The sequence below is a fragment of the Martinezella tropici genome, from assembly GCF_003287875.1.
Classification (GTDB): Bacteria; Pseudomonadota; Alphaproteobacteria; order Rhizobiales; family Rhizobiaceae; genus Rhizobium; species Rhizobium tropici_C.
Window position 1 is genome coordinate 662,929 of the sequence record NZ_QMKK01000054.1, and the last position, 24,277, is coordinate 687,205.

Annotated in this window: 23 protein-coding genes; 11 read left to right on the top strand and 12 right to left on the bottom strand. The window is 58.8% G+C overall.

Going from position 1 to position 24,277, the window contains the following annotated elements; all coding sequences use genetic code 11:
• Positions 1-486 precede the first annotated feature (486 nt).
• From DQ393_RS28390 to DQ393_RS28430, 9 genes are all read left to right on the top strand, one after another.
• Positions 487-1,692, top strand: coding sequence for a Wzz/FepE/Etk N-terminal domain-containing protein (locus tag DQ393_RS28390; protein ID WP_112345004.1), 1,206 nt, complete (start codon positions 487-489; stop codon positions 1,690-1,692).
• Entirely contained in the window at positions 1,689-2,423 is a 735-nt protein-coding gene (locus DQ393_RS28395; RefSeq protein WP_210260432.1) for an ABC transporter ATP-binding protein, read from the top strand. The genes DQ393_RS28390 and DQ393_RS28395 overlap by 4 nt, the downstream gene beginning before the upstream one ends.
• 879 nt (positions 2,424-3,302) lie before the next feature.
• The gene (locus DQ393_RS28400) at positions 3,303-4,088 is read left to right on the top strand and encodes a helix-turn-helix transcriptional regulator (RefSeq protein ID WP_245430475.1); all 786 of its coding nucleotides are present in this window, start codon (positions 3,303-3,305) and stop codon (positions 4,086-4,088) included.
• Positions 4,089-4,145: 57 nt separating this feature from the next.
• Positions 4,146-5,318: a polysaccharide biosynthesis/export family protein gene (locus DQ393_RS28405; protein ID WP_112345006.1), complete on the top strand. Its 1,173-nt coding sequence runs from the start codon at positions 4,146-4,148 to the stop codon at positions 5,316-5,318.
• A gap of 126 nt (positions 5,319-5,444) precedes the next feature.
• On the top strand, positions 5,445-6,308 hold the full coding sequence (locus DQ393_RS28410) for an FkbM family methyltransferase (RefSeq protein WP_112345216.1): 864 nt from the start codon (positions 5,445-5,447) through the stop codon (positions 6,306-6,308).
• Positions 6,309-6,347: 39 nt separating this feature from the next.
• Entirely contained in the window at positions 6,348-7,673 is a 1,326-nt protein-coding gene (locus DQ393_RS28415) for a glycosyltransferase family 4 protein (RefSeq protein WP_245430476.1), read from the top strand.
• A gap of 18 nt (positions 7,674-7,691) precedes the next feature.
• A complete protein-coding gene (locus DQ393_RS28420; RefSeq protein WP_112345008.1) occupies positions 7,692-8,747 on the top strand; it encodes a hypothetical protein in 1,056 nt (351 codons plus the stop codon).
• Between the two features lie 239 nt (positions 8,748-8,986).
• A complete protein-coding gene (locus tag DQ393_RS28425; protein WP_112345217.1) occupies positions 8,987-9,718 on the top strand; it encodes a response regulator in 732 nt (243 codons plus the stop codon).
• The gene (locus DQ393_RS28430) at positions 9,715-10,980 is read left to right on the top strand and encodes an ATP-binding protein (protein ID WP_112345009.1); all 1,266 of its coding nucleotides are present in this window, start codon (positions 9,715-9,717) and stop codon (positions 10,978-10,980) included. The genes DQ393_RS28425 and DQ393_RS28430 overlap by 4 nt, the downstream gene beginning before the upstream one ends.
• 912 nt (positions 10,981-11,892) lie before the next feature.
• Here the strand turns inward: DQ393_RS28430 and DQ393_RS28435 are convergent.
• From DQ393_RS28435 to DQ393_RS28450, 4 genes are all read right to left on the bottom strand, one after another.
• Positions 11,893-12,510: a hypothetical protein gene (locus DQ393_RS28435; protein WP_112345010.1), complete on the bottom strand. Its 618-nt coding sequence runs from the start codon at positions 12,508-12,510 to the stop codon at positions 11,893-11,895.
• Positions 12,511-12,852: 342 nt separating this feature from the next.
• Entirely contained in the window at positions 12,853-13,014 is a 162-nt protein-coding gene (locus tag DQ393_RS33585) for a hypothetical protein (RefSeq protein WP_169643208.1), read from the bottom strand.
• A gap of 82 nt (positions 13,015-13,096) precedes the next feature.
• Complete coding sequence (locus tag DQ393_RS28445; protein ID WP_112345012.1) at positions 13,097-13,948, bottom strand: helix-turn-helix domain-containing protein; 852 nt, start codon at positions 13,946-13,948, stop codon at positions 13,097-13,099.
• Between the two features lie 69 nt (positions 13,949-14,017).
• Positions 14,018-14,245 carry a DUF1127 domain-containing protein gene (locus DQ393_RS28450; RefSeq protein ID WP_112345013.1) on the bottom strand — a complete coding sequence of 76 codons (228 nt, stop codon included), beginning with the start codon at positions 14,243-14,245 and terminating at the stop codon, positions 14,018-14,020.
• Between the two features lie 240 nt (positions 14,246-14,485).
• Between DQ393_RS28450 and DQ393_RS28455 the strand changes: the two genes are divergently transcribed.
• A complete protein-coding gene (locus tag DQ393_RS28455) occupies positions 14,486-15,628 on the top strand; it encodes a M24 family metallopeptidase (protein ID WP_112345014.1) in 1,143 nt (380 codons plus the stop codon).
• A 181-nt stretch (positions 15,629-15,809) separates the two neighbouring features.
• Here DQ393_RS28455 and DQ393_RS28460 read toward each other — a convergent pair whose 3' ends face one another.
• The 6 genes from DQ393_RS28460 to DQ393_RS28485 form a co-directional block, all read right to left on the bottom strand.
• The gene (locus tag DQ393_RS28460) at positions 15,810-16,868 is read right to left on the bottom strand and encodes an ABC transporter ATP-binding protein (RefSeq protein WP_112345015.1); all 1,059 of its coding nucleotides are present in this window, start codon (positions 16,866-16,868) and stop codon (positions 15,810-15,812) included.
• A gap of 4 nt (positions 16,869-16,872) precedes the next feature.
• Entirely contained in the window at positions 16,873-17,703 is an 831-nt protein-coding gene (locus DQ393_RS28465) for a carbohydrate ABC transporter permease (RefSeq protein ID WP_112345016.1), read from the bottom strand.
• Between the two features lie 3 nt (positions 17,704-17,706).
• Positions 17,707-18,642, bottom strand: a complete 936-nt coding sequence (locus tag DQ393_RS28470; RefSeq protein ID WP_112345218.1) for a carbohydrate ABC transporter permease — start codon at positions 18,640-18,642, stop codon at positions 17,707-17,709.
• 90 nt (positions 18,643-18,732) lie between these two features.
• Entirely contained in the window at positions 18,733-19,992 is a 1,260-nt protein-coding gene (locus DQ393_RS28475; protein WP_112345017.1) for an ABC transporter substrate-binding protein, read from the bottom strand.
• A gap of 42 nt (positions 19,993-20,034) precedes the next feature.
• Positions 20,035-21,201 (bottom strand): PLP-dependent transferase, encoded by a 1,167-nt coding sequence (locus DQ393_RS28480; RefSeq protein ID WP_112345018.1) that lies wholly within the window; start codon positions 21,199-21,201, stop codon positions 20,035-20,037.
• Complete coding sequence (locus DQ393_RS28485) at positions 21,198-21,893, bottom strand: FadR/GntR family transcriptional regulator (protein ID WP_112345219.1); 696 nt, start codon at positions 21,891-21,893, stop codon at positions 21,198-21,200. The genes DQ393_RS28480 and DQ393_RS28485 overlap by 4 nt, the downstream gene beginning before the upstream one ends.
• A 193-nt stretch (positions 21,894-22,086) precedes the next feature.
• On the opposite strand from DQ393_RS28485, the gene DQ393_RS33925 reads away from it, so the two are divergent.
• Entirely contained in the window at positions 22,087-22,350 is a 264-nt protein-coding gene (locus DQ393_RS33925) for a hypothetical protein (protein WP_112345019.1), read from the top strand.
• 280 nt (positions 22,351-22,630) lie between these two features.
• Here DQ393_RS33925 and DQ393_RS33590 read toward each other — a convergent pair whose 3' ends face one another.
• Together DQ393_RS33590 and DQ393_RS28495 are read right to left on the bottom strand one after the other, a co-directional pair.
• On the bottom strand, positions 22,631-22,963 hold the full coding sequence (locus DQ393_RS33590; protein WP_162736996.1) for a hypothetical protein: 333 nt from the start codon (positions 22,961-22,963) through the stop codon (positions 22,631-22,633).
• Between the two features lie 42 nt (positions 22,964-23,005).
• A complete protein-coding gene (locus tag DQ393_RS28495) occupies positions 23,006-24,232 on the bottom strand; it encodes an amidohydrolase family protein (RefSeq protein WP_112345020.1) in 1,227 nt (408 codons plus the stop codon).
• Positions 24,233-24,277 lie beyond the last annotated feature (45 nt).

Consider the following 24,277-nt stretch of genomic DNA (forward strand, 5'->3'; position numbering starts at 1 on the left):
AGAGAGATGGGAAGCGCCAATTGCAGGATGGCAGTCCGATATCTCATGGCTGCGCGTTGCAGCCACGGGCGCTCGCGACGATTCGGCCCGGCACGATTGCTGACAGGGTTCAAGATGCCTCCAAGCTTTCCCATTCCGAATTCCTTGAGCCAGCAATGAGGGAGAAATGGCGAATTGAATGGCAGTTATCACCGCCGCAATTTCGCCCCGCCATACGGATCGCGCCGCCAAAGTATTAATTGCGACAGAAGGCAAATTATTCTTGAGATCATACGTTAAATATCAAATAGACCGAGAATTATATTTGACTTTCAAAGGATATATGTGAATCTCTTGCGAAACTAAATGCCGTCACGAGCGTCATGCGCCTCGGCGGGGTGGCGATTGGGAGAGGCGGAATGGGAAGTCTGCCGCGATGCGCGCGGAGCTTCGGCAAGATGACTATTGAATGGTTGCGGCCATTCTCCGAGAGATTGATGGTCCCAGATGAGCCGTATCGAGAATAACCAGGATTTTGTCGATTTCGTCACATTGGTAACGGCGCGCTCGTCCGGCATCACCACCGGCCGGCCTGTCTCCAGGCCGATTTCAATTGTGAGATGGATCAGATCCCAGCTGCTGCTGTTACTGATCGTCGTCATTCCAGGCCTGCTCGGCGGCGTCTATTATGCCTTCATATCTGCCGATCAATATGTTTCCGAGACGCAGTTCGTCGTTCGCAGCCCGAACAGGAATGCGGCAGGCCTGCTGAGCGGCTTCCTCCAGAGCACCGGCTTCGTTCGTGCTCAGGACGACAGCTATATCGTCACCGAATTCATCAAGTCCCGTGCGGCCGTTGACGCGCTCGTCGAAAAGGACGGCCTGAAGGAGATTTTCTCCAGACCCGAGGCGGACTTTCTCAACCGCTATCCTCTGCCGTGGCGCGAGGCGAACAGCGAGGAGCTGTTTCAGCATTATCTCCGGTTCATAAACGTCCATACCGACAGTGGTAGCGGCGTGACGACGCTGGATGTGAGGGCATTTCAGGCCGATGATGCCTATCGTCTGGCGAACGCCCTGGTTCAGCACGCCGAAGAGCTCATCAATCGCCTGAATGATCGCGCCCGGCAGGACGCGATCCGTTATGCGCAGGTCGAGGTGAATGACAGTCAGGTGAGGCTGTCCGACATGCAGAAGAGACTGACGGACTTCCGCAATCGCGAGGCTCTTGTCGATCCGGGCAAGCAGTCGTCCGCGGCGCTCGACATGATTGCCCGGCTCTCGGACGATCTGGCCGACAGCAAGACACGCCTTGCCGCGCTTGACGAGCAAGCCCCGCGGAGCCCGCAGAATGACGCGCTAAGGGCACGAGTGGCGGCGATGGAGCGGCAGATCAGCGACGAACGGGCACGTATCGTCGGCAGCGACGGTTCGATGGCGCCGCGTATCGCTCAATACGAACAGCTGCTGCTGGAGCGGGAAATGGCCGCGAAAATGCTGACCTCGGCGACCGCTTCTCTGGAGAACGCGAAAATCGATGCGCAACGGCAGCAACTCTATCTCGAACGAATTGCCGATCCGAACTTGCCGGACCATGCGCTCTATCCGAAGCGCCTCCAGTCATTCCTCCTGCTGCTTGCGATCTGCTTCGCCATATTCTGGATCGTGCGCTTCTTCGTCATCCAGGTCTATGAGCATGCGGCTCAGCAATGACTAGTCTTCCTTCCAGTCTCGCGCGATTCGCACCGTCGGAAGTCGCGGCCCAGAGGGTCGAGGCGCCTTGGCACGAAGATGGCATTGTCGGCGTATTCGATCTCGTCAAGGAATATGAAGTGAATGGGCGTATGCGCCGCGTGCTTGACGGCGTGACCTTCAAGATTGGCCGCGGCGAGAAGATCGCCGTTCTCGGTCATAACGGCGCGGGAAAATCGACGCTCGTCCGGATGATCGCCGGCATAGAGGAGCCGACGTCCGGAAAGGTCGTGCGCAATATGTCGATGTCATGGCCGATAGCGCTGAGCGGCGGCTTCGGCGGTTCGATGACCGGTTTTGACTGCATGCGCTTCCTCTCACGGATCTACGACAAGCCATTCGACGAAATTCGCGATCTGGTGGAGGATTTCAGCGAGCTTGGTCGCTATTTGCGCATGCCCATCAGGACATACTCGTCCGGCATGCGTGCGCGATTGGCTTTCGGCATGTCGCTTGCGATCGATTTCGACTGTTATCTCATCGATGAGGTGCTTGCTGTTGGCGACAAACGTTTCCAGCTGCGCTCCTTCGAAGAACTTTTTGTCAAACGGAAGGATCGTTCAATGATCATCGTGGGACATAACCTCAATGTGATCGGCGATTTGTGCAAGTCGGCACTCGTCCTGAAAAATGGCCGCGGCCGCGTCTTCGATGACATAGAAACGGCGTTTCGAATCTACTCTACATTGTAGATCTTCCGCTTTGATTGTATTTTTCGAGCGTCGATGGCAAACATCACGCGCAGATTTTGCAAAATGAGACAGTATCGGAAGCCCGTCAGCCGGCATTGTCTCATCTTCTCGTCAGCCATTGAAACAATGCCGTTACGCCTCGGATCCCGTCGGTTCGCCCGGTCAAAACACCCAATACATTAGGCTAATCGAAATTAAATCGTTTTTGATTGCTTTCGAAATTACGGCGATTCTCGCCACATATTTCTGCAGCGTACGACATATGCCCCCATCACAACCATTACGCGGTGAGTGTGGAGCATAAATCAGTAACTACTTCTGCAACCAGCACCGGTATATCACAGGGATAATGGCTATACGGGTAGAAGCTTTTTTGTCCGATGGCGTCGCGTCCGAAGGCTGAATTTGAGCAAGCGCATGGAGGTGTAGGAATCTGTATAACGCCGTCATTATCTGTACTGTCGCGCTAAAATTCGTCGTGCTAATTTACTTTCAGATAATACAACTTAAGATGAATGATCATACGATTTGGAGTGGTCAAGGGGCAAGACCATGAAGTCCTCGTAACGAACGCTGGAAAAAATCTGGCTCGATAAAATCATGTGGTGGCGATTGCGAATATGCAATCTGAGATATTGAGTAGGATAGCGGATGGCGATGTTGGAAAAAGTTGCCGAACAATGCGTTGGCACTTTTGAAGTGTATTCTCGTGATGCAATTGTTCGCAATCTCGATGTACTTGAACCAAACTGGAAATGGGGTGTTCCGTCGGAAGCCAGTGGAGATTACTCCTTTAAATTCAGCAAGCAGCCCGTTCAATCGACGTCCATCATAAGTGCGGAGCACTCTGCTGGCCTGGAGGCTATCGCGAAGCACGACGTGCCGCGTGTCAGCATCGTATTCGTCCTGGCAGGCGAGTTGGAAATCAATCACAAGCGGATGCATAAATCGCTGCGCATTCCTGCCAATAATGTCGCCAGCATCAGCGACCGCGCCGGCAAGCGGCTGGAGATAAAGCCGCGAAGTTCCTGGCTGCTGTTTCAAATTCCGGAATCGGTTATCCGGCAGCACTTCGAGGAATTGACGGGCAAGCCCTATGTGCAGGAATTCGCCCTGGCACCGGTGAGTTTCCGTCAAGGCGGCGCGCAGGGGCTATACCAGACCCTTCGCCAGGCCGAAAAGGATCTCATGACAGCTCGTCCGGCTGAAAGGGTGATGCTCGCAAAGGCCTACAGCGAGCTTCTTCTCGTCAAGTTGTTTGCCAAGCTTCCGCACAATCTTTCCGATGCCTTCCATCGCGGAACATTGGAAAGCGCGCCGCGCCAGCTTCTGAGGGCGGAGGCTTTCATGCGGGACAACCTGCATAACGCGATCATGCTGGAAGACCTTGCCCAGGCCGCAAGCTGCAGCCCGCGCGCACTGCAACGCATGTTCAAGACCTATCGCGGTGACACACCGATGGGAATCCTGTGCAACTATAGGCTAGCCGCGGCCCACGGCGCGATCAAGGGCGGCCAGGCCGAGAGCATCACCGACCTCGCCATGAGCCTGCAATTTTCCAATCCCGGGCGGTTCTCCGTTCTCTACAAGCACGCCTATGGCTCCAGCCCATCATCGATCCTTCGGTTTACCCGTGAGCGCAGTGACGATGCCGGAACGGCTTAATGTGCTCAGAGCAATGATGCCTCATCAAAACTGCCTCCATGCCGTTCAGGATTGTCGATGCCGGTGAAGTTCGGATTATTGTGTGTTCTCGCCTGCGTTCTTACGGGCTGTGCATTGCCGGAGGCCGGACCCAAGGCCTCCCGCATATTGGAGGAGGCGGCGGCGCGTACCGTTCCACCATTTGCGCTGGTCGACGTGATATCGACGGCAATAGTCCGGAGCGCCGCGCGGCCGGAGGCCAGTCTGGCGGCTTATTTCGGCGAAGGTACGCGTGATCCGGGCCTGAAGATCGCCGTCGGTGATGTCGTTTCGGTCAGCCTTTGGGAGGCCCCGCCTGGAAGCTTGTTCGGAATGGCAGCTAGCACCTCCGGGCAGCAGCAGGCGACGGGCAGTTCCGTTACGATCCCGCCGCAAACCATCAATAGCGATGGAACGATCAGCATTCCCTATGTGGGACGCATCAATGCGGCTGGACGGACGCCTGCCTCCGTCGAGCGCGCCGTAATCTCCGGCCTTGCCGGCAAAGCGGTGCAGCCGCAAGCGCTGGTGACGGTGCAGCAGAGCGCCTCGAACACGGTCACAGTTACGGGCGAGGTTGCAGGCGGCGCACGTGTCGCGCTGTCGCCGGCCGGCGACCGGGTACTCGATGCGATTGCCGCGGCAGGAGGCCTGCGCGCCAGCGTCAACGACAGCGTCGTCTATCTGACGCGGGGACGCCGGACGATGCACATGCCTTTCACCGCGATTGTCCAGAACCCGCGCGAGAACATAAGATTGCGGCCTGAGGATGTGGTCACCGTCATGCGCGAACCGACCACCTATACGATCCTTGGCGCATCGGCGCAGAATGGCGAAGTGCCCTTCAGCGCGCAACACCTGACCATGGCAAACGCGGTGGCACGTGCGGGAGGCCTTCAGGATGCCCGTGCCGATGCTTCGGGCATCTTTCTCTTCCGGTATGAGCCGCTCGACACTGCCCGCCGCATCGTCGCACCGAACAATCCATTGCTGAGACGCGGCGGACCAGTCCCGATCGTCTATCGGTTCAACCTGAAAAACGGCTCGACACTGCTCGCCATGCAGAGCTTCGAGGTTCAGCCGCGCGACATCATCTACATTTCCAATGCTTCCTCGATCGATATTCAGAAATTCATGGGTCTCTTCCAGGGCGTCACGGGAACTGCATTGTCTGCCGCATCGGTCGGCATAGCCGCATCGACGGCAAACTGAGGATATCGCTGGAAAGCCGTGCCCGCAGCGAGAGAGCTGCGGGAATCGAGGAAGTTTCATGATGTTGTCCGGTCTCCAGATTGCATTGCCGGCATGCCGGATCAAGGCCGGATCGAGAGGGATAAGATGAGTTCTTCGCCGCTGCTGCACCTTCACGAGTTGATGGCTTTCGATCGGCATCAGGCCGAGGCTGCTATTTTGCAGCGAGTGAGCAGCGCTTATCTCGGGAACCATACGGCTCTAGTGCGCGTGCTCGGCCGCTATAAGCTCTATATCGATACCCGCGACAGGGGGTTCGGGTCCCATGTCCTCCTGGACGGTTTCTGGGAAATCTGGCTGACCCTGTTCTGCGCGCGCAACGTCAGGCGCGGCATGACCGCGATCGATGTCGGTGCAAACTTCGGCTATTACTCACTTCTGCTGGCCGAGCTCGTCGGAGCCAAGGGCGAACTGATCGCCGTCGAACCCAACCCGCATGCTGCGGATTTCCTGCGCCACAGCGTCGAGCTGAACGGACTGCTCGGACGGACGCGGGTCGAGAGGCTGGCGCTCGGCAGCGCGGCATCAGGCGAGGCATCCCTCTATGTTCCCCATAGCGAACCGAAGAACGCGCTGATCGTTGCAGAGACTTTCCTGCCCCATCCCCAGGATGGGGCCCTCATCAAGGTCCCGGTAACGACGCTCGACCGGTTGAGCGCATCCTGCACGCGCGTCGACTTCATAAAGATCGACGCCGAAGGGGCCGAAGAAGTCATCCTTGAGGGGATGGGCGAGACCATTGCCCGTCACAAGCCGATGCTTGTCGTCGAATTCAATCCCGCCCGCTATGCCGATGCGCGCGGTTTTCTCGAGCGCCTTGCCGGCATCTACGGATCGCTTCGGCGTCTCGACTTCAGTGGCGAAGCTGTCCCTATCGCCTCTACGGACCTGCTCTCGAAATACGGGGCCGACGACTCGCTCCTCGTCCTTTCCCGCGACAAGCCGGCCTGAGGACGGGGAGGGATGCAAGATGGCGAAGGAGAGACGGGAGTGAGCCAGACGATCCTTTACGATGGCCTCAATCTTTCGCTGAAGAAGGGCACCGGTGTGGCGACCTACACCAGGAGCTTGATGTCGACGGCGCGTGCGTTGGGCTATCAGACCGGAGTCGTCCACGGAATGCCCGGAAACGTTCCGAAGGATCCGATATTGCGCGAGGTGCTGCTATTTGACGATACCAGCGCCCGCGTACCGGGCGCGCTTTCCACTGCAAAGCGGTGGCTGCGCCGGCGCGTTGCCGCACCATTCGGCATCAAGCCCGTTCCGATTCCGCTGAGCGGAACCGTCATTCTGAAGTCGCTTCAAGCGCAGCTCGGCGATTCCGCCATGGTTTACGCCTCCAATGACCTGTTCCAGCTCGCGAGGTATCATTTCAAGCGCTACGGCAACAATCTTGCCATGAAGTTCGAGACGCAGCCGGATCTTCTGCATTGCACCTATCCCATGCCGATTGCTGCAAAGAAGGCATTGAACATCTATACGATCCACGATCTGGTTCCGTTGCGGCTGCCATATCTCACCGAGGACGACAAGCGCTATCACTACAAGATGCTTCGGTCCCTCGTGCGGCGGGCCGATCACATCGTGACCGTGTCCGAGACGTCTCGCGCCGATATCATCAAGGTTCTCGGCGCCGACGAGGCGCGGGTCAGCAATACCTATCAGGCGGTTCACGTGCCGGAACAGCTTCGCGCGAAGCCGGCCGATGTGGTTGCCAACGAGATAGCCGGCATCTTCCATCTCGACTGGAAGGAATATTTCCTCTTCTTCGGTGCCTTCGAACCGAAAAAGAACATCTCGCGGCTGGTCGAAGCCTATCTTGCCGCAAAGACGAACAAGCCGCTCATCATCGTCGGCGCTCCGGGATGGAAGGGCGCGGAAACGCAGCAGCTCATCGATGATGATCGGTTCCGCTTCTATCTTCGTGCCGAAGACCGCATTCTGCCGCAGCGGCAGATCCAGCGCTTCGACTTCGTCTCCTATCCCTTGCTGATAAGCCTGATCAGAGGCGCGCGCGCCGTGCTGTTTCCTTCGCTCTACGAAGGTTTTGGCCTGCCGGTGCTCGAATCCATGCAGCTCGGAACGCCGGTTCTCAGCTCCACGGAAGGATCCATCCCGGAAATTGCCGGGAATGCCGCGCTTCTGGTCGATCCGTACAATACCGAAGAAATGCGCAAGGCGATCGTCAGCCTGGATCAGGACGATGCGCTATGCGCCTCGTTTGCCAAGGCCGGCCCGAGGCAGGCGGCACGCTTCTCGCCGGATCGGTATCAGCAGAAGGTGAGCGCGCTCTATGACACGCTTTTCAATGGATGATCACGGGAGCGCGTGGATATGACCATCCTCTTCGCCTTCGGTATGCCGGGTGTCATGTCCTCCTGGGGCGTGGCCGCCGTCCACGCGCTCGCACGCGAAGCCTTCGGCGACTACGCAATCATCGCAACCGACACGATCGAGGATCTCAAGCGACACGTCCAGAGCCGATCCGGGATGCATGCCGTGCTCGTCTCGCAATTTCCGGAAGCCAGGCTGTCGGAACTGATCCTCAGGGTCAACGTGCCCTTTCTGCTGTTCCTCGAAGATCCCATCGACGCGGTCTCCTATCTCGCACGCGCCACCGAACAACGGGATATCGGCCTGGTCAGGGCCGTGTCGGCTAGCCTTGCCTGTCTGGAGCCGCTTGCGAACGCCTCCGCAGCACTAGTCCTGCGCCGCAACGACGTCAGTCAAAAGGGCAGCATCGATCGGCTACTCAGGGAAATCGATGACCATTTCAGCACCGATCTGACTTTGGAGCAAATTGCAAAGGCGCTGCGGCATGTCGGCATGGCGCCGTCGGGCCAATTGTCGCTCGCCGAAGCGCCGGAGCTGGAGGAGGCCGCGGCGGCGGTCATCGCGGGATATCTGACGCCGCAGGAAGAGGTGCCCGAGCTCAGCGAGTCCCTGCGTGAAACAGCAAGAAAAGTTCTTCACCCGTTGCAGTTCGATGCGGCGAGGGGGGAGGGCAGCACCATCTTCTGGCCGCAGGAGACGTTTTTTTCGGGCGACAGATTGGAGCAGGGTCTGGACGAGCTCGTGGACCTGACCGGAGGAGCCCGGTGTCTGATCTATGGCCCTTATCTGCACCTGCCGATCGGCCACTGGAATGCCAAACTCAATTTCGATGTGGACGAGGACTGTTACGGGCAGATCTTCACAATAGAAATTCATGCCACCGAATTGCTGGGGAAGCTGCGGGTCTGTCCGCAAGGCACGGGTTCATTCGAAGCGGCAGTGCCGGTCGATGTCGTCGATCCGCGTGCTCCAATCGAAATTCGCCTGATGATGGATAGCGGCGCCATCGAGGGACGACTTTCCGCCTGGAGCGTCGAGTGGCAGCGAGCCGCCTGATCCGAGCGCCGTGCTGGCTTCGCACACAATGAGCCAAGATATGCTTCCGGCCGGCGACGGTATCTTGATTGCCGTCTTATTCTGCTGTGCCGAACAATATTCTATTGCTGAATATTTCCAGCTCCAGGAATTTTGTAAACCAACGTTTCCTGCGCCGAAATTCCGTATTGGTGCCGTAAAACCCTTCTTTTCAGCGAATTGATAGTTTGTATAAGGGTTGAGAAAACGGAATGAAGCCCATGAACGCCAGCGCACCGCCGGATATTCTGATCGTGGATGATGACCATGAGATACGTTCGCTCCTGAGCCGATATCTCGAGGAACAGGGATTCCGCGTCTCGACGGCAAGCGACCTTCGCGGATGCAACGACGCGCTGAACCGCCGCCAGCCCGACCTGATCGTGCTGGATGTGATGCTTCCCGATGGATCCGGTCTCGATCTCTGCCGTGATCTGCGAAACCGCCGCCCAAGGATTCCCGTCATATTGCTGACCGCCTTGAAGGAGGACATAGATCGCATCCTCGGTCTTGAGATCGGTGCCGATGATTATCTCGGCAAACCGTTCAATCCGCGCGAACTGGCTGCGCGCATTCGTGCCGTGCTGCGTCGTACGAACGAGGACCCTTCGGCAGAGCCCGAGCAAAGGCGCTATCAGTTCGCGGATATGACGCTCGATCCGCAACTTCGTCGGGTGAGCCGGAATAATGGCGAGGTCATTGCGCTAACGGGTGCCGAATTCGATCTTCTCAAGGCGTTTCTCGAGCGCGCCGGCCGGCTGCTGTCGCGTGATCAGCTGCTCGACTTGACGCAGGGGCGTGATCGCGACCCCGCCGACCGCTCGATCGATGTCCTGATGAGCCGGTTGCGCCGCAAGCTGGGAGAAACGACGGAAGATCCCATTTTCAGAACGATCCGCAACGGCGGCTATCAACTCGTTGTCCCGGTAACGGCTATCAAAGGCGATTCATGAGGTCACTTGGTGCGCGCCTGGCGCTACTCCTGCTGACAGCCATCGTCCTGGTCGTCATTTCCTCCTCCTTCGTGGCAAGCCTCGTCATGCGGGGGCCACGACCGGACATGACGATCGATCGGACGGCCCGGCAGCTCGCCATTCTCGCGACCTTCGCGGAGAAGGATCGAGCCTTGGCGGAATCGGCAGGATTGATCATCGCTCCCATGCCGCCCAGCGGCCCGCCCGACGAAGAACTCTCCCGCTTTCTCATGGAGGCGCTGCTTCGCATTTCCGGCATGCGCGACGCAATCATATCGCACCAGTCGACAGGCGAGTTGATCGCGTCGCTGAAGCTCTCCGACGGCAAATGGCTGGTCATGCCGATGACGCCGCACGGCCCGCCTCCGGATGGCTGGAAAATCCTTGTCGGTTGGCTTGGCCTTATCATCATCGGCAGCGTACTCGTTTCCATCTTCGCCGCTTCGAAGATCATGAAACCGCTGCGCCTGCTGGAGCAGGCGGTGGCGGCAGTCAATCCGGACGGCACGCTGCCGCACATACCGGAAAGCGGCCCGGGTGAAATTCGCGCCACCGCACAAGCGCTCAACGGCCTTTCGGCCAGGGTGAAGGCGGCCACGGAAAGCCGGATGCGGCTCGTTGCCGCTGCCGGCCATGATCTGCGAACCCCGATGACCCGCATGCGACTGCGCGCCGAATTCATCCAGGATGACGAGGAACGGCGCAAATGGTTTGCCGATCTGGAGGAACTCGACAGGATCGCAGACAGCGCCATCGGCCTCGTTCGCGAAGAGATTTCCAAGGACAGCTTGGAGCGGGTCCGGCTCGACAGGATTGTCGACGGTATCGTCACGGAACTGAGGGCGATCGATATGAACGTCGCGAGCGGCGATCTGGAGCAGGCGACGATCTGCGCGGGGCCGCTGGCCGTTACCCGCGCCTTGCGCAACCTGCTCATCAACGCCGCAACGCATGGCCAGTCAGCGACGGTAACGGTCACGCACCTTGGCAACCGGGCCGTCGTGAGGATTATCGATACGGGTCCCGGCATCCCCGAGGATCGACTGGATCAGGTGTTCGAGCCCTTTTTCCGAATCGACATCGCAAGGCAGAGATCCTTCCCCGGCGCCGGCCTCGGCATGGCCATTGCGCGTGAAATCGTCACACGATTCGAGGGCGAAATCACCGTTCGAAACCGCCAGCCGCGGGGGCTGGAGCAAGTCGTATCGTTCAAGAGTGCCGAGGCCAAGGCCGCGAGCTGATCAAGCGGAACAGGCCGAACAAATCAGCAGCATGCAAATTCGGCCACGCTCCAAGGTCGTACGCGAAGTTTTCCTTAAACAGGATTTACTTACGTAGAATTTTCGAAATTCTACGAACAATAGTATTTGCAGTAAGATCATAGAACTTACTAAATAACGTTTTTTCTAATAGAAAAGCCGAGACACTAAAATTCGTCAAAATGCCCTGATTCAGCAACATTCGGAAATGTTTCGAGCTTCAACCTATGTAAAATTATAGCCGATCAGCAGCTTGGCTCGAGCAGGCTTTGATCGCCCCGCATACCCGGCTTCGCCATGACGCCCCCAACACGAATGGCGAAGCCGGATTGCTTTCCGGCAGTGCTGCCGTGATTTTTATCTCGAATAATCAGTCACTTTGATGGTGTTGCTACAGCGGGCGGGCAGCGAACGTTGCCCAAGCGGGCAGGTCGCTGAAGATAAGACTCATCGCGCAAAAACAGGTGGCGGCGAGATAATCGGACCGCAGAATGGACCAAAGTAAAATTAAATCTGAAATAATTGAACACAGCGCCGAGCAGGCAATTCCGCACGGCTTCAAGGAGGAATTGCTGTAGGCTGTCCTGGCGTCCTACACCAACTGCCATACACACGCCGGCGGCGACTTTCAGCCGGCTGCTATGGACGATCGTCGGCGTCGGGCCGGGCGTCCATCCGATGGAGGATTTCTTCGCCCGATCGCCGATATTGGCGATGCTGCACGCGAAGGTCCGGGAGCACCGGGCGGGGCGCTCCCGGACCATTCAGCCCCGGAGGGGCCGCTCCTTCCAACCGACAACGCGTCCGGGGGGATCTCGATCGATTGGAAGTGGAGAGGACATGGTCTGAATTTGCTAGGCAGCGGCCTTTTCCCTGACCGAACCTCTGTTGCGATCAGTGGAATGCATGAGGACCGGGAACGAGCGATCGTTCGGCATCCGCAAGCTTCGCAAGCTGATCTGCTGTCAGAACGTTGCGAAGGGCGGCAGCCTTGTCCTTGAGGACCGTGGCCTTGGCGGCACGATTAAGAAAGCGCTCGGCGATCCGCTCGCCAAGAAGCCCTTTCGACCGGTCCGCATCGTGATCGGGCTGCTGCACGGTGTCACCATTCGCGGGCGGCAGCCCGGAGGGGTGTTGCTTAGGAAAGGCCAGAAAATCCATAAGCGCGTTGGTGTAATCCCGCCAGGCATCAAGCTGAGCGCTGCGAATGCCGATCGAGGTTTCCATCGCCGACAACCTGCCTGCCAGTTCCAGGGCGGGATCCGGCGGATAAGGGAAGCCACGCGGCGGCATGGGCATGTCGCCGCCGAAAGCCATCATCGGGCCTTGGGGATGCGGACCGGGGAAGCCCCAGCCCTCCGGCAACAGGGGAGGCGGGGGTGGCGATGCCATTTGGGCGATGGGTGGGGTCTGAGCGTCTGGCGTGGCGGCCGGCTCGCCGGCGAGTGCCGAAGCGGCAATGCCGCCGATAGCCGTTATCAACAAAGTTGCGACGATATATCGTTGCCTCATGATCAGTGCCTTCATTGCGATTGACGGATGCTGAGGCTAGCGGGGCCATATGAACGCAATAGGTCCCGACATTTCCGAATATTTCTTCTCGGAGGAAAGTTGCGAACGAAGTTTGCCAAGGGCGGCGGCGGCAACAATTCATTACAACTTTTCTTGACGCAACAGGCGCAAAGCGAACATCGCAACCGCATCAAGGCCGGATGCAGTAGCGAAACAGCTGCAGTTCGTAAGGTAGGGATCTCGGTGCAGCGAGGCCGTCACACATGAAAAGAGCCGCACCCTTGGATACGGCTCTTTTGAGACTTGATCGACGTGCCGCTCCGGGCCGGCGGGGCAGCTTTGCTATTCCTTGCCACTTGCAGCCGCTGACGTCGATTGCCCGGCTTCCTTCAAGGCAGCCGCACATTCCTCGCAGCATACCTCCACCGATTTGCCGCCAAGGTTGACCTTGATCGTGTCTGCGCCAAGTTCGCAGTCACAGGCGGCGCATGTTGTTTTCCTCATGTCGTGATCCTTTCCCGATTTCTCCCCTTGCCGGGGCAGGATCATGAAAGCATCGATTGCCGGATAGGTGCTGTCAAAATCTTTAGCGAACCGCGTAGCGCTTCGGCTTCAATTGCGCCGAGCGCTGAAATTCCGCCGGCGTCTGCCCGTAGGTCTGCTTGAAGGCTGCGCTGAAATGGCTGTGGCTGGAAAAGCCGAGATCGAGCCCGAGCATGGTCAGATCGTCGTAAGAGCCCAGAAGATCGAGCGCTCGCGCCAGCCGCAACCGCAACTGATAGCGATAGAGCGGCATGGCTTCGACCTGCTGGAAAACCTGGGTGAGGTACACCGGCGAGACGCCGACCTCCTTGGCAATCTCGGCAAGCGTCCACCGCCGGGCGAGATCGGAGGTCAGCACGAGCTTCGCCCGGTCGACGAGTTTCTGCCGGCCGAAGCTTGCGCCCGCCTCATGCGAGGTGCGCTCGCCAAGCGAACGGCGCACCAGCGTCAACGCCAGCGTTTCGCCCTCCAGACTTTCGGCAATATTGCGGCTGAGCCCGTGACGAAGCATCGCCACAAGCGCTTGCGCTCGCGGATCGATACGACGGCGCTGGCGGCGGAAAACGACGCCTTCGCCGGATTGTATCTGTTCCTTTGGCGCGAGTTCGTGAAGCAGGGCCTCATCGATCATGAGATCGAGACAGGAATCGCCACCCTCGATGGGGTGGCTGATCCTGTAGTCCTGGCCACGATTGAAGAAGACAACCTGATTGGCTTCCGAAACGGCCTCGCTTTGGCCGACGTGACGCTTGAAGACCCCGCGATAGGTATAGACGAGGCTTGTCTTATGGGCGCATTCTTCATCGCTCTTGTGCCGACATTCACCATTGCAGACGACATCGCGGATGAGGACGCTTTTCGTCTTCAGCAGTACGGTTGTCGAAAATTGTAGCATGCCGAAATCCTCATCCCACCGCTTCAGCAGGTTGCATGGCCTGAGCCTAGCACGTTCCGCTTCATATTTTTAGTAGCGGCTGTAAATATGAACATCGCTTCCGGCTTGCCCGCGAGAAAGCCCTATGTCCTTCAGCTGGTCGTCGGAAAGCTCAAGCAGCGCATTGCGATTTCTTCTCTCGGCGATTTTGCGCGCGACGAAGCGCATTATATCGATGAAGATCGAGAGAGGCATACGCTGGGCCTTGCGGACGGCACGGCTGCGCTCGGAAAAAATTGTGATGTTTGCGACTTGCATGGCGATACTCCACCGCTTGTTTCGATGAAGACAGTGAACCATTGGGAGGGATTCCGCGCTGTCAGATAATTTAGCGATCGACAGGGCAGCCGAGGGCGACGAACCCCATGTGGGCGATGGCGACAAACAATCGTGGATAGTGGCGGCAACGCCAGTATTTTCATTGTCGACATCTTGCCCACAGCGACGATAGTGTCGAGGCCAACCAGCGTAAGGCCAAGTCTACCAGGGAGAGTGAAAATGTCGTGGCAACATCCCGTATCCCGGATCACTGACGAGGAACGGCAGCAGCGCCTATCGCGGCTTCGTCAGCTTCTCGATACGCACGGACTGGCCGGTATGCTGCTCGGGCCGACGGAAAGCCTGCGATATTTCACCGGGCTCGTCTGGCATGCGAGCGAGCGGTTTCTGGGCGCACTCGTCACGCCGACCGCGCTCTATTACATCGTTCCCGACTTCGAGCGCAGCCGCGTGGAGACGTTGCCGCATCTGCCCGCCGAAATCCTCGAATGGCAGGAGGAGGAGAGCAGTGCGGCATTGATCGCTCGCACGCTTGGACATTCAGGCGTTTTGACGCTCGACGACAATATGCCGCTCTATTTCTACAACGCGTTGGCGACCGAGCTTGGAACTGAAAGACTGGCCAATGGCGGACCGCTCATCAACGGGCTGCGCCGGATCAAATCTCCCGCGGAAATCGCGCTCATCCAATGTGCGATGAACTTGACGCTTGACGTGCACAGGCAGGCTCATGCCGTGCTCAAGCCCGGCATCCGCGCCTCGGACCTGATCGAATTCATCGACCGGCGGCATCGCGAGGCCGGCGCCCATGGTGGCTCGACCTTCTGCATCGTGTCCTTCGGTGAGGCCACGTCGCTGCCACACGGTGCGGACGGCGATCAGACGCTCGGTGAAGATGATGTCATCCTGGTAGACACAGGCGCACGCATCGACGGCTATCATTCCGACCTGACACGAACATACAAGCTGAAGGCCGGCGATAGCGCCTTCGAAGATGCCTGGGCGATCGAGCGCGAGGCACAGCAAGCGGTTTTCGATGCGGCAAAATTGGGTGCTGCCTGTTCCAGCCTGGATGATGCGGCACGGGCTGTGCTGGCAAAATACGCACTCGGCCCCCACTATAAGCTGCCGGGCCTGCCGCACCGCGCAGGCCATGGCCTCGGACTGGACATCCATGAGGAACCTTACATCGTGCGCGGCAATGCGACGGCGCTTGCGCCCGGCATGTGCTTTTCGAACGAGCCGATGATCGTCTTTCCGCAGAAATTCGGCATTCGGCTGGAGGATCATATCTATATGACGGCGGATGGCCCGCGCTGGTTTACCCAGCCGTCCAAGGGGCCGACCGAGCCTTTCGCCTGATGGCAGAGGCCAGCCCGGCGCTCGAGCGCCGGGCAATGCCCCGATATCGGCTTTCTGCATTCGCCGGCACTCTCAGCCCTGGAACGGAATGGTTGGCCCGGGCTGCTTTGCCCGCTCGTTGGTATAGGAAACGCCGTGGAGGCTGCGAAGCCGCCGCGATAACACGGTCAAAGCGACAGACCTATGCCGCCCTTGTTCCGTCCTCACGGAAGACATGCAGATGCTGCGCCGGAAAGACGACATTCACGAGGGGGCCGGCGCTCAATGCGCCACGATCGAGGGTGAATACCTTGAACGGCAGGCCATGCAGCGAAAGATGCAGGATGATGCCGAAGCCCGTGGGTTCGACGAGTTCGACATTGGCGGACATGCCGGACTGATCTGACGATAGCGCGACATGCTCGGGCCGTATGCCGAGCGTCACCTTCGCGCCATCAGCCATTTTCAACGGCTCCGAAAGCGGGATGACTGTTCCGTCCTTGAGCTTGACACCATTTCCCTCGTAGATTGCATCGAGAAAATTCATGCCGGGCGAGCCAATGAAGCCGGCGACGAAGAGGTTGGCGGGACGGTCGTAAAGTTCAAGCGGGCTGCCGACCTGCTGAACCACGCCGCCATGCATCGCAACGATGCGGTCCGCCAGTGTCATCGCTTCGATCTGGTCGTGCGTCACATAGATCGACGTCGCTTTAAGATCGCCGTGCAACTTCTTGATTTCGGCTCGCATCTGTTCACGAAGGCGAGCATCGAGATTCGATAGCGGCTCATCGAAGAGGAAGGCTTTCGGCTGGCGCACGATGGCGCGACCCATGGCGACGCGCTGGCGCTGGCCACCCGAGAGCGCCTTCGGCCGGCGCTCCAGCAGCGGGTCGAGACCGAGCTTGGATGCCGCACTGGCGACTGCCTTGGAAATGCTGTCCTTCGCCATCTTCCGCAGCCGCAGGCTGTAGCTCATATTGCCGGCGACATTCATGTGCGGATAGAGCGCATAGGATTGGAAGACCATGGCAATATCGCGATCTTTCGGATGAAGTTCGTTGACGCGATTGTCGGCAATGCGGATTTCGCCGCCACTGATATCCTCGAGGCCGGCGATCATGCGAAGCAGGGTGGATTTGCCGCATCCCGAGGGGCCGACAAGAACGACAAACTCGCCATCCTTGATCCGAAGGTCGATGTCGTGCAGCACCTGCACATGGCCGTAGGCTTTCTTGACGTTCTGAATATCGATCGATGCCATATGACTAACCCTTGACCGCGCCGGCCGTCAGGCCCTGCACGAGATAGCGTTGGATGAGCAGGAAGAAGAGCGCGGCCGGAATGAGCGCCATGACGCCCGCTGCCATCATCTGCCCGAAATCCACCGAGAATTTCGAGACGAAGGTGAGAAGGCCGACCGGGAAGGTCGCTGCCTGATTGCCGTTGATGAGCATCAGCGCGAAAAGCAGCTCACTCCATGCCGCCGTGAAGACAAAGCCGAGCGTTGCCGCAATGCCGGGAAGCGTCAAAGGCAGGATGATCTGCCGGAAGGCGGTGAACTGCGTCGCACCGTCGATCATGGCTGCTTCTTCCAGATCCTTCGGAATGCCGTCGAAGAAGGACTGCATCAGGAAGGTGGCGAAAGGCACGTTGAAGGCCGTGTAGACGATGACGAGGCCGGTCAGGCTGTTGGTCAGATGCAGCGGCGTCAGAATCTTGAAGATCGGCGCGACGAGCATGACCAGCGGAAACATCTGCGTCAGCAGCATCAGCGCCACGATCCAGTATTTGGCACGGAATTTGAAGCGCGAGAGCGCATAGCCGGAGAGCGACGCGCAAATGGTGACCGCAACCGCCGTCGAGGCGGAGACGATCAGACTGTTCTTGAAGAAGGTCGGAAAGTCGCTGTGCTGCAGCACGAAGGCATAGTGTTCCCAGGTCGTGCGCGACGGCCACATGCGAACGCCTTCGGTATAAAGCAGATCGTTCGGCGTCACCGACACTTTCAGCAACCAGAAGAGTGGGAAGAGCGCGAAGGCGACGTAGCAAAGAATGGCCAGACGATGGGCGATGGTGGGAAGGACGGATCGTCTCATGGCTCAATCCTTGTTCAGCAGTGTCTGCCGCAGCAGGATGATCAGCATGGAATAGGCAAGCAGGAGTATGAGCAACACCAGCGCGATGGCCGAGGCATAGCCGAAATCCAGCCGCTTGAAGGCTTGTGTGAAGATGTAGCTGGCGACGATCTGCGTGCGGTCCGCCGGGCCGCCGCCCGTCATGACGACGATCAGATCGGCGAAATTGGAGATCCAGACCGTTCGCAGGAGGACCGTGATGGCGATGGTCGGCGCCAGGAAAGGAAGCGTGATCGAGCGAAAGCGCTCGAACCAACCAGCGCCATCGATCGAAGCCGCCTCATAAAGATCGCGCGGGATCGCCTGGAGAGCAGCCAGAAGGGTGATGGCAAAGAAGGGAATGCCCCACCAGACATTGGCGATGATCGGCCCCCACATCGCATAGTTCGGATCGGACAGGATATTGCCCGGCTCACTCATCAGACCCATGGCATAGAGCCAATGGGGGATGGGGCCGATGACCGGATTGAACAGCCAGGACCAGTTGAGGCCGGCGAGGAAAGAGGGAACGGCCCAGGGCAGGAATACCAGCGCCTGAACGATCGATCTGCCGAAAAACGGCTTGTCCAACAGAAGTGCCAGGATCAGCCCGAAGATGAACTGCAACACCACGGAGGCGCCGGTCCACCAAAGTGTATTCTTCAGTGCCCAGTAGAAGGCCTTATCCTTGGAGAGATCGCGAAAGTGTTCCAGGCCGATGAAGCCGCCGGAAAACGGATTGAGCAGCTGAATATCGCGAAAAGCGTAGGATATGCCGATTGCCAGCGGCACCAGCATCACGGCGATGATGAGGATGAGGGCAGGGGCACTGTAGAGATAGGGTTCCGAGGCGTCGGCGAGGCGCTTCAGCCACGGCCTGCGGTCGTGACGCCTGTCGAGCGTGTCGGTGATCGAAGTCATCTGCAAGAGTTCCCATTCGCGGCGTTCGAACGCCGTCTGTTTCAATTGGGCAGAGATGGCGGCGGATCGCTCCGCCGCCGCATGTGCGTTCTATTTCTTGGCCAGGAATTTCTGCTGGGCCTTGGTCAGGTAATCGGCCCACTGGTCGGCCAGATCCTTGGCCGAGATATCGCCGAGCAATGCCTGCTGCGACGTCTTGATCGCCAGCGAATCCTTGAAGAAGGCGAATTCCTCAAGATAGGTCGGCATGACAGTGGGAACGGTGTCCTTGTCGGCCAGCTCCTGGAACCAGCCCTTGAACTGATCGCCGGCGTAGAATGGGTCTTTTTCAGCGGCCGTATAGGCTGGAAGTGCGCCGATCTTCTTGTTCCATTCCAGATTGCCTTCCTTGCCTTCAAGGGTCGCGATCAGCTTCCAGGACAGATCCTTGTTCTGGCTCGTCGCGAACATCGACCAGCCGGCATAACCGATAGTCGGGAAGGACTTGCCATCCGGCCCCTTCGGCAGCGGCGCTACGCCGAAATCATCCTTCTTCATGCGTTCGGCGACGGCGATCAGCGCATCAGGATCCTGATCGAGGAAGGCGCAGGTGCCGGAATAGAAGCCGGCGACGACCTCGTTGAAGCCCCAGTTGACGCTGTCCTTCGGCGCATAGCCCTTCTTGTAGAGATCGACCATCCACTCGATGCCCTTCGCCCAGCCCGGGCTGTTCATCGTCGACGTGCCGTCATCCTTAAAGTATTTATTGTCCCCGGCCATGGTGGCGGCAAAGATCATCCAGCCGTTGAGACCGCCCGGACCTCCGCGCATGCAGTAGCCGTATTTGCCGGGCAGCTTGGAGATGGCCTCGGATGCCTTGACGAACTCGTCCAACGTCTTCGGCGGCTCGGCGACGCCGGCATCCTTCAGGATCTTCTTGTTGTAGAACATGGCGCGCAGATAGAAGCCGTAGGGCAGCATGTAGGCGGTGTTCTTGACATCCCGGCCGAGCTGAAGCGCGCGGGGCGTCAGTTCACCCGTATGCTCCCACTTGGCGAGGTAGGGCTCGAGGCTTTCGAGCATGCCGTTATTGCCATAGAGCGACAGCCAGGTATCAGGCATTTCCATCACGTCCGGCGTATCGCCGGCCGAAACCATGGTGGCGAACTTCTGAAAGGCCTCGTTCCAGGGCAGGGAGATGATGTCGACCTTGGTGCCGGGATTTGCGGCCTCAAACTTGGCGACGATCGATTTGAGCGTCTCGGTGCGCTCGGGGCTGGTGATGACTTCCACAAGCTTGAGCGTCGTGTCGGCAAAGGCGGTGCCGCCCATCAGAGCGGTAAAGAGTGCTGCTGTTATCAGTCTTTTCATGTCGGTTCCCCCTTTTTAGGTTTTCCTCTCAGATTGACGATGTCACGAGGCGGCGGCGATTGCCTCCTCGAGTTCCTTCCACAGGGCCTCGGTTCCTTCGAGGCCGATATGGAGACGTACGGAGCACGGATTGATGCCAAAAGTATGCGCTGAGTTTGGCTGCGCCTTCTGTTGCAGCACGACTTCGCCCGGCACGATCAGGCTCTCATGTCCGCCCCAGCTCACACCCAGCTTGAATAGCGTGAGGCGATCGGCAAAGGCGCGGATATCGACGCCCTCGCGGAAGATGAAAGAAAACAGGCCCGAGGTGCCATTCAGTCCGGATGGCAGCCGGTTGGCCAGGCCCGGGTGGCAGACTTGCTCGACGACATCGAGCTCCTGCAGCCGCCTGGCGATCGTCATCGCCGCCGCCTCATGCGCCTTCATGCGGATCGGCAGGGTGCGCAGGCCGCGGATCAGGAGCCATGCGTCGAAGGGCGAAAGCTTGCCGCCGAGATAGGGATAGGCTTCCGCCTTCAGCCGCGCGATCATCTCCTTCGAGCCGGCGACAACGCCGGCGACCACGTCGCTGTGCCCACCGAGATATTTGGAGGCGGAATGGATGACGAGATCGACGCCGAGCTTCAAAGGCTGCTGGAAGTAGGGCGTGGCCCAGCTATTGTCGATCATCGAGACGACGCCGTGCTGCTTTGCAAGGGCGGCCAGAGCGCCGACATCATGCGCTTCCATGACCCAGCTGGTCGGGCTTTCCATGTAGAAGACCTTGGCGCCGGGAAGCGCTCGCGCGACGGCTTCCTCATCGCGGCCGTCGACGTAGGCGACTTCGACCTTCATGCGCTTCAGAACGGTGCCGAAGAGGCGGAAGGCATCGGGATAGACATGCTTGACCGCAACGATGCGGTCTCCCGGCTCGACGAAACTTAAGACGGCCGACGAGATCGCCGCCATGCCGCTGGCAAAGCCGAGCGCATCTTCGGCTCCCTCGAGTTTTGCCAGCATCTCCTCGAACATGCGCACGGTCGGGTTGAGGCCGCGCGTATAGATCGGACGCACCTTTTCGCCGCGATAGGAGGCGATCATCTCGTCATAGTTCGAGAAGGTGAAGAGCGATGTCTGGAAGATCGGCGGCACGACGGCTTCGGCAAAATTGCCGCCGTCGTGAGCAGTAATGAGGGATGCGAGTTCGAACGGCTCTAGCCCGTCGGTCATTGGGACATTTCCTTGATGTCTTCCTCGACGACGTCGAGAATTTTCAGTGTTTCGGCCCGCGCAGCCTCAGGATCCTGGTCGACGATCGCGTTGAACAGCGTGCGGTGATAGGGGAAGGACCGGCGAGCAAAATCCTGCCGATCGAAGGGATGCTCCCAGAATCGCTCGAAAGTTTCGCGCATCTGTTCGAGAAGCTGCCGGAACAGCGGATTGTGGGTGGCGTCATAGACGGCAAGATGGAAAGCCAGATCCTCGGGCCCGGATGTGCCCTTGGCCATATGGACGCGCTCCATCTCGTTGAGCTTCTCTTCAATGATGACGAGGTCTTCGTCGGTGCGCTTCCTTGCAGCCACCATGCCGGCCTCGCATTCGATGCCGCGGCGGACCTCCAGCGTCTGCAGCAGCGCATCGCGCAGATGTGACGGGTTGAAGGAAAGCGGCATATGGATCGTCGCTTTCGAAACCGGCTTCAGCAGATAGGTGCCGCTGCCTTTGCGCGTCTCCATGACGCCGAGTGCCTGGAAGTAGGTAAGCACTTCGCGAATGGTCGAACGCCCCACCGAAAGCGCGGCCATCAGCTCACGCTCGGTCGGCAGCCTGTCGCCCGCCTGCAGCTTCGACGATTCGATGAAGGTCGACAGCGCGTCGATGACTTGCCGCGTCCGGTCGATGGAGGGAAGGGGTGTCAGCATCGGTTTGGTCATGGGTCGATAAATTGGTCTGACATCTGCCATCAGGTCAATCTCTTTTTCTTGGCACGCGCATTTTTCCGGCCCTTAAATTTTAAGGACGCAAAGCGAGCGGCAACGAAGGTTGTTTGCGGCCTTCAAGAGCACCGATAGCGCTGATAGAAGGAACGTGTTGTGAGTCCCGGGCTGGAAGAGAATGGCCGCAAGAGATCGATATTCACGAAAGCTGGAATGCGCGAAATGCGATCACACCGGCTTCGCCGAAGTTTCCGAAACTGACGATCGTCGGGCGACGAGCCGCGATTTCAAGATAGACGAGATGCCGCGCGGCTTTTCCACGGAGCGGCCATCGACCGATCCGCGCAAGCATATGGTCCGCTGCCGGTGCGGCTCGGTGTTTCCTTTCGAGCAGGACACGATCTATGCACCAGGCGGCGAGCCGCGGCGCAGAAAGGCATAGGCCGAAAAGAAAAAAGCCCCGCACAGGCGAGGCTAAGCTTGTGCCGCTCCGGGGAAATCGGAAGCGACGCGGCATTGTCTAACGGTCGTCTTCTCTCCCGGCTAGGTCAGTTTTGCCGATAACGGTACGCTTGCGTAAAAAAGCTTTTCATTCGTGAATCACACCTGAAAGCTGGTGGAAAATATCGGCAATCAATCCCGGCAATTCCTCTGAAGTAAACGCCGTCGAACTCACGGAAGAGGGTACTTGCCTCTAACGAGAAACATAAGTGTAAACCATTTTACCGTGCAACATTGTTCAGCTGGCGTTCATTTTCGCGCGGGCAGAAAGGCAATGGCCGCAACGCCTTGCGGTTGTCGAGGCTCGGCTTCCGATTGGCTTTCGGGCCTGGTGGCCGGGCCTCGCAGATATTGAAATGAGCTTGGATATAGGCATGCGGCTGCTTCGCGCTTTCGTCGACTGGATCCTGCGCCGCCGCCAAACGCGGCTGCAGCAGGACGTAACTCAACATTCCGCCGATGATCCGTGGGTTCTTCAGCAGATCGAAAAATTCGAGCGCGAATTGAAGCGATAGGCGCATCGCGACGCGATCGGCCTTCGATCGATGAAGCATGACGTTGTCCGAAAGCCGCTTACACTTTCGGCATCATGCTCTTCAGCCTTCCGGTGTGAGCAGGCGTGCCCGTGGGCGCATGAAAGTCTGCCTGCCGTTCTTCCAGCCGGCAATCGGGTGCCGGATTTCACGAACCAGCGACAACGGATCGGCAGCATCCACCACCACGATATCCGCCTGCACACCTAGCTTGAGGTCATAGTCGCGTCCCATCACTCGCGCGGCATTGATGGTGACCATGTCAAATGCCGCGGCGATGTCTTCATCCCTCGACAGCTGCGCTGTATTGGCGAAGAAATTGGCCATGCGGGCAAGGGAAGCATCGCCAAAGGGGGTGAACGGATTGAGGACATTGTTTGTCGCCACCGTCACGGTAACCCCATTGCCTGTCAGCAGCATCGCCGGGGCAAGGCCGCGCGGGACAAGATGATCGCTGTCCCGGCCAAGCAGGAAGAGATCGGTTGCCGGCAGAACCGTCACCGCGATTCCGGCATCGGCAAGACGCTTCGCAATCTCGCCGGCTTCGAAGGACGACATGGCCGCAAGCTTGGTGACATGGCCGATGGAAACGCGGCCGCCATAGTTCCGCCGCTTCGTTTCCGCCAGCACGGCGGGGATTGCGGAACCCGATGGGTTGAGATCGAAATCGATATGGAAATCGACGTCGACATCATGACGTTCCGCCAGATCGAAAATCCGGCTGATATGAGCTGGGGGATCGGGATCGGTATAAGGGCAGCCGCCGACGAGATCCGCTCCGTCGCGGAGCGCCTGATCCAGCATGCCCTCTGTTTCGGCCTCGTTGGTCAGGCCTTCCTGCGCGAAGGCGCAAATCTGGATATCGATCGCCCAGGCATAGGCGCGCTTGATTTGCTTGATTGCCTCGAATGACCGATAAGCCGCGCGTGGATCGATCTCGACGAAAGTCCGCATCGCCGTGGTGCCATTGACGATCGCATTTTCGACCACCCGGGCGGCGCGCGCATGGACGTCCTCGACCGTGAAGGCGGCTTTTGCCTTGGCGGTCTCGCGGACGGCCTCTTCCAGCGTGCCTTCGCATATGAAGCAGCGGTCGAGAATGCAGGCCTTGTCGAGATGGATGTGGCTGTCGACAAAGCCGCCGAAGGCGAAGCAGCCGCACATATCGTGACGCGGCGCATCCACAGTCAACTCATGTTCGATCGCGGCAATCCTGCCATCCCTGAGACCGATATCGTAGCAACCGTCCCGCCCGGCGATACGGACATTCGAAATCACCAGATCGAGCATGAAGCTGCCTCGCTCATTGCAGTGGGGTAGCCATTAGCGAGCTTG

Excerpts from the sequence above, each read along its gene's own strand:
- DQ393_RS28445 (WP_112345012.1), bottom strand. The coding sequence starts at position 13,948 with ATGCTACAATTTTCGACAACCGTACTGCTGAAGACGAAAAGCGTCCTC.
- DQ393_RS28460 (WP_112345015.1), bottom strand. The coding sequence starts at position 16,868 with ATGGCATCGATCGATATTCAGAACGTCAAGAAAGCCTACGGCCATGTG.
- DQ393_RS28430 (WP_112345009.1), top strand. The coding sequence starts at position 9,715 with ATGAGGTCACTTGGTGCGCGCCTGGCGCTACTCCTGCTGACAGCCATC.
- DQ393_RS33925 (WP_112345019.1), top strand. The coding sequence starts at position 22,087 with ATGGCCGCAAGAGATCGATATTCACGAAAGCTGGAATGCGCGAAATGC.
- DQ393_RS28420 (WP_112345008.1), top strand. The coding sequence starts at position 7,692 with ATGACCATCCTCTTCGCCTTCGGTATGCCGGGTGTCATGTCCTCCTGG.
- DQ393_RS28470 (WP_112345218.1), bottom strand. The coding sequence starts at position 18,642 with ATGACTTCGATCACCGACACGCTCGACAGGCGTCACGACCGCAGGCCG.
- DQ393_RS28455 (WP_112345014.1), top strand. The coding sequence starts at position 14,486 with ATGTCGTGGCAACATCCCGTATCCCGGATCACTGACGAGGAACGGCAG.
- DQ393_RS28435 (WP_112345010.1), bottom strand. The coding sequence starts at position 12,510 with ATGAGGCAACGATATATCGTCGCAACTTTGTTGATAACGGCTATCGGC.
- DQ393_RS28395 (WP_210260432.1), top strand. The coding sequence starts at position 1,689 with ATGACTAGTCTTCCTTCCAGTCTCGCGCGATTCGCACCGTCGGAAGTC.
- DQ393_RS33585 (WP_169643208.1), bottom strand. The coding sequence starts at position 13,014 with ATGAGGAAAACAACATGCGCCGCCTGTGACTGCGAACTTGGCGCAGAC.
- DQ393_RS28410 (WP_112345216.1), top strand. The coding sequence starts at position 5,445 with ATGAGTTCTTCGCCGCTGCTGCACCTTCACGAGTTGATGGCTTTCGAT.
- DQ393_RS28480 (WP_112345018.1), bottom strand. The coding sequence starts at position 21,201 with ATGACCGACGGGCTAGAGCCGTTCGAACTCGCATCCCTCATTACTGCT.
- DQ393_RS28405 (WP_112345006.1), top strand. The coding sequence starts at position 4,146 with ATGCCGGTGAAGTTCGGATTATTGTGTGTTCTCGCCTGCGTTCTTACG.
- DQ393_RS28495 (WP_112345020.1), bottom strand. The coding sequence starts at position 24,232 with ATGCTCGATCTGGTGATTTCGAATGTCCGTATCGCCGGGCGGGACGGT.
- DQ393_RS28425 (WP_112345217.1), top strand. The coding sequence starts at position 8,987 with ATGAACGCCAGCGCACCGCCGGATATTCTGATCGTGGATGATGACCAT.
- DQ393_RS28465 (WP_112345016.1), bottom strand. The coding sequence starts at position 17,703 with ATGAGACGATCCGTCCTTCCCACCATCGCCCATCGTCTGGCCATTCTT.
- DQ393_RS28485 (WP_112345219.1), bottom strand. The coding sequence starts at position 21,893 with ATGCTGACACCCCTTCCCTCCATCGACCGGACGCGGCAAGTCATCGAC.
- DQ393_RS33590 (WP_162736996.1), bottom strand. The coding sequence starts at position 22,963 with ATGCTTCATCGATCGAAGGCCGATCGCGTCGCGATGCGCCTATCGCTT.
- DQ393_RS28390 (WP_112345004.1), top strand. The coding sequence starts at position 487 with ATGAGCCGTATCGAGAATAACCAGGATTTTGTCGATTTCGTCACATTG.
- DQ393_RS28450 (WP_112345013.1), bottom strand. The coding sequence starts at position 14,245 with ATGCAAGTCGCAAACATCACAATTTTTTCCGAGCGCAGCCGTGCCGTC.
- DQ393_RS28475 (WP_112345017.1), bottom strand. The coding sequence starts at position 19,992 with ATGAAAAGACTGATAACAGCAGCACTCTTTACCGCTCTGATGGGCGGC.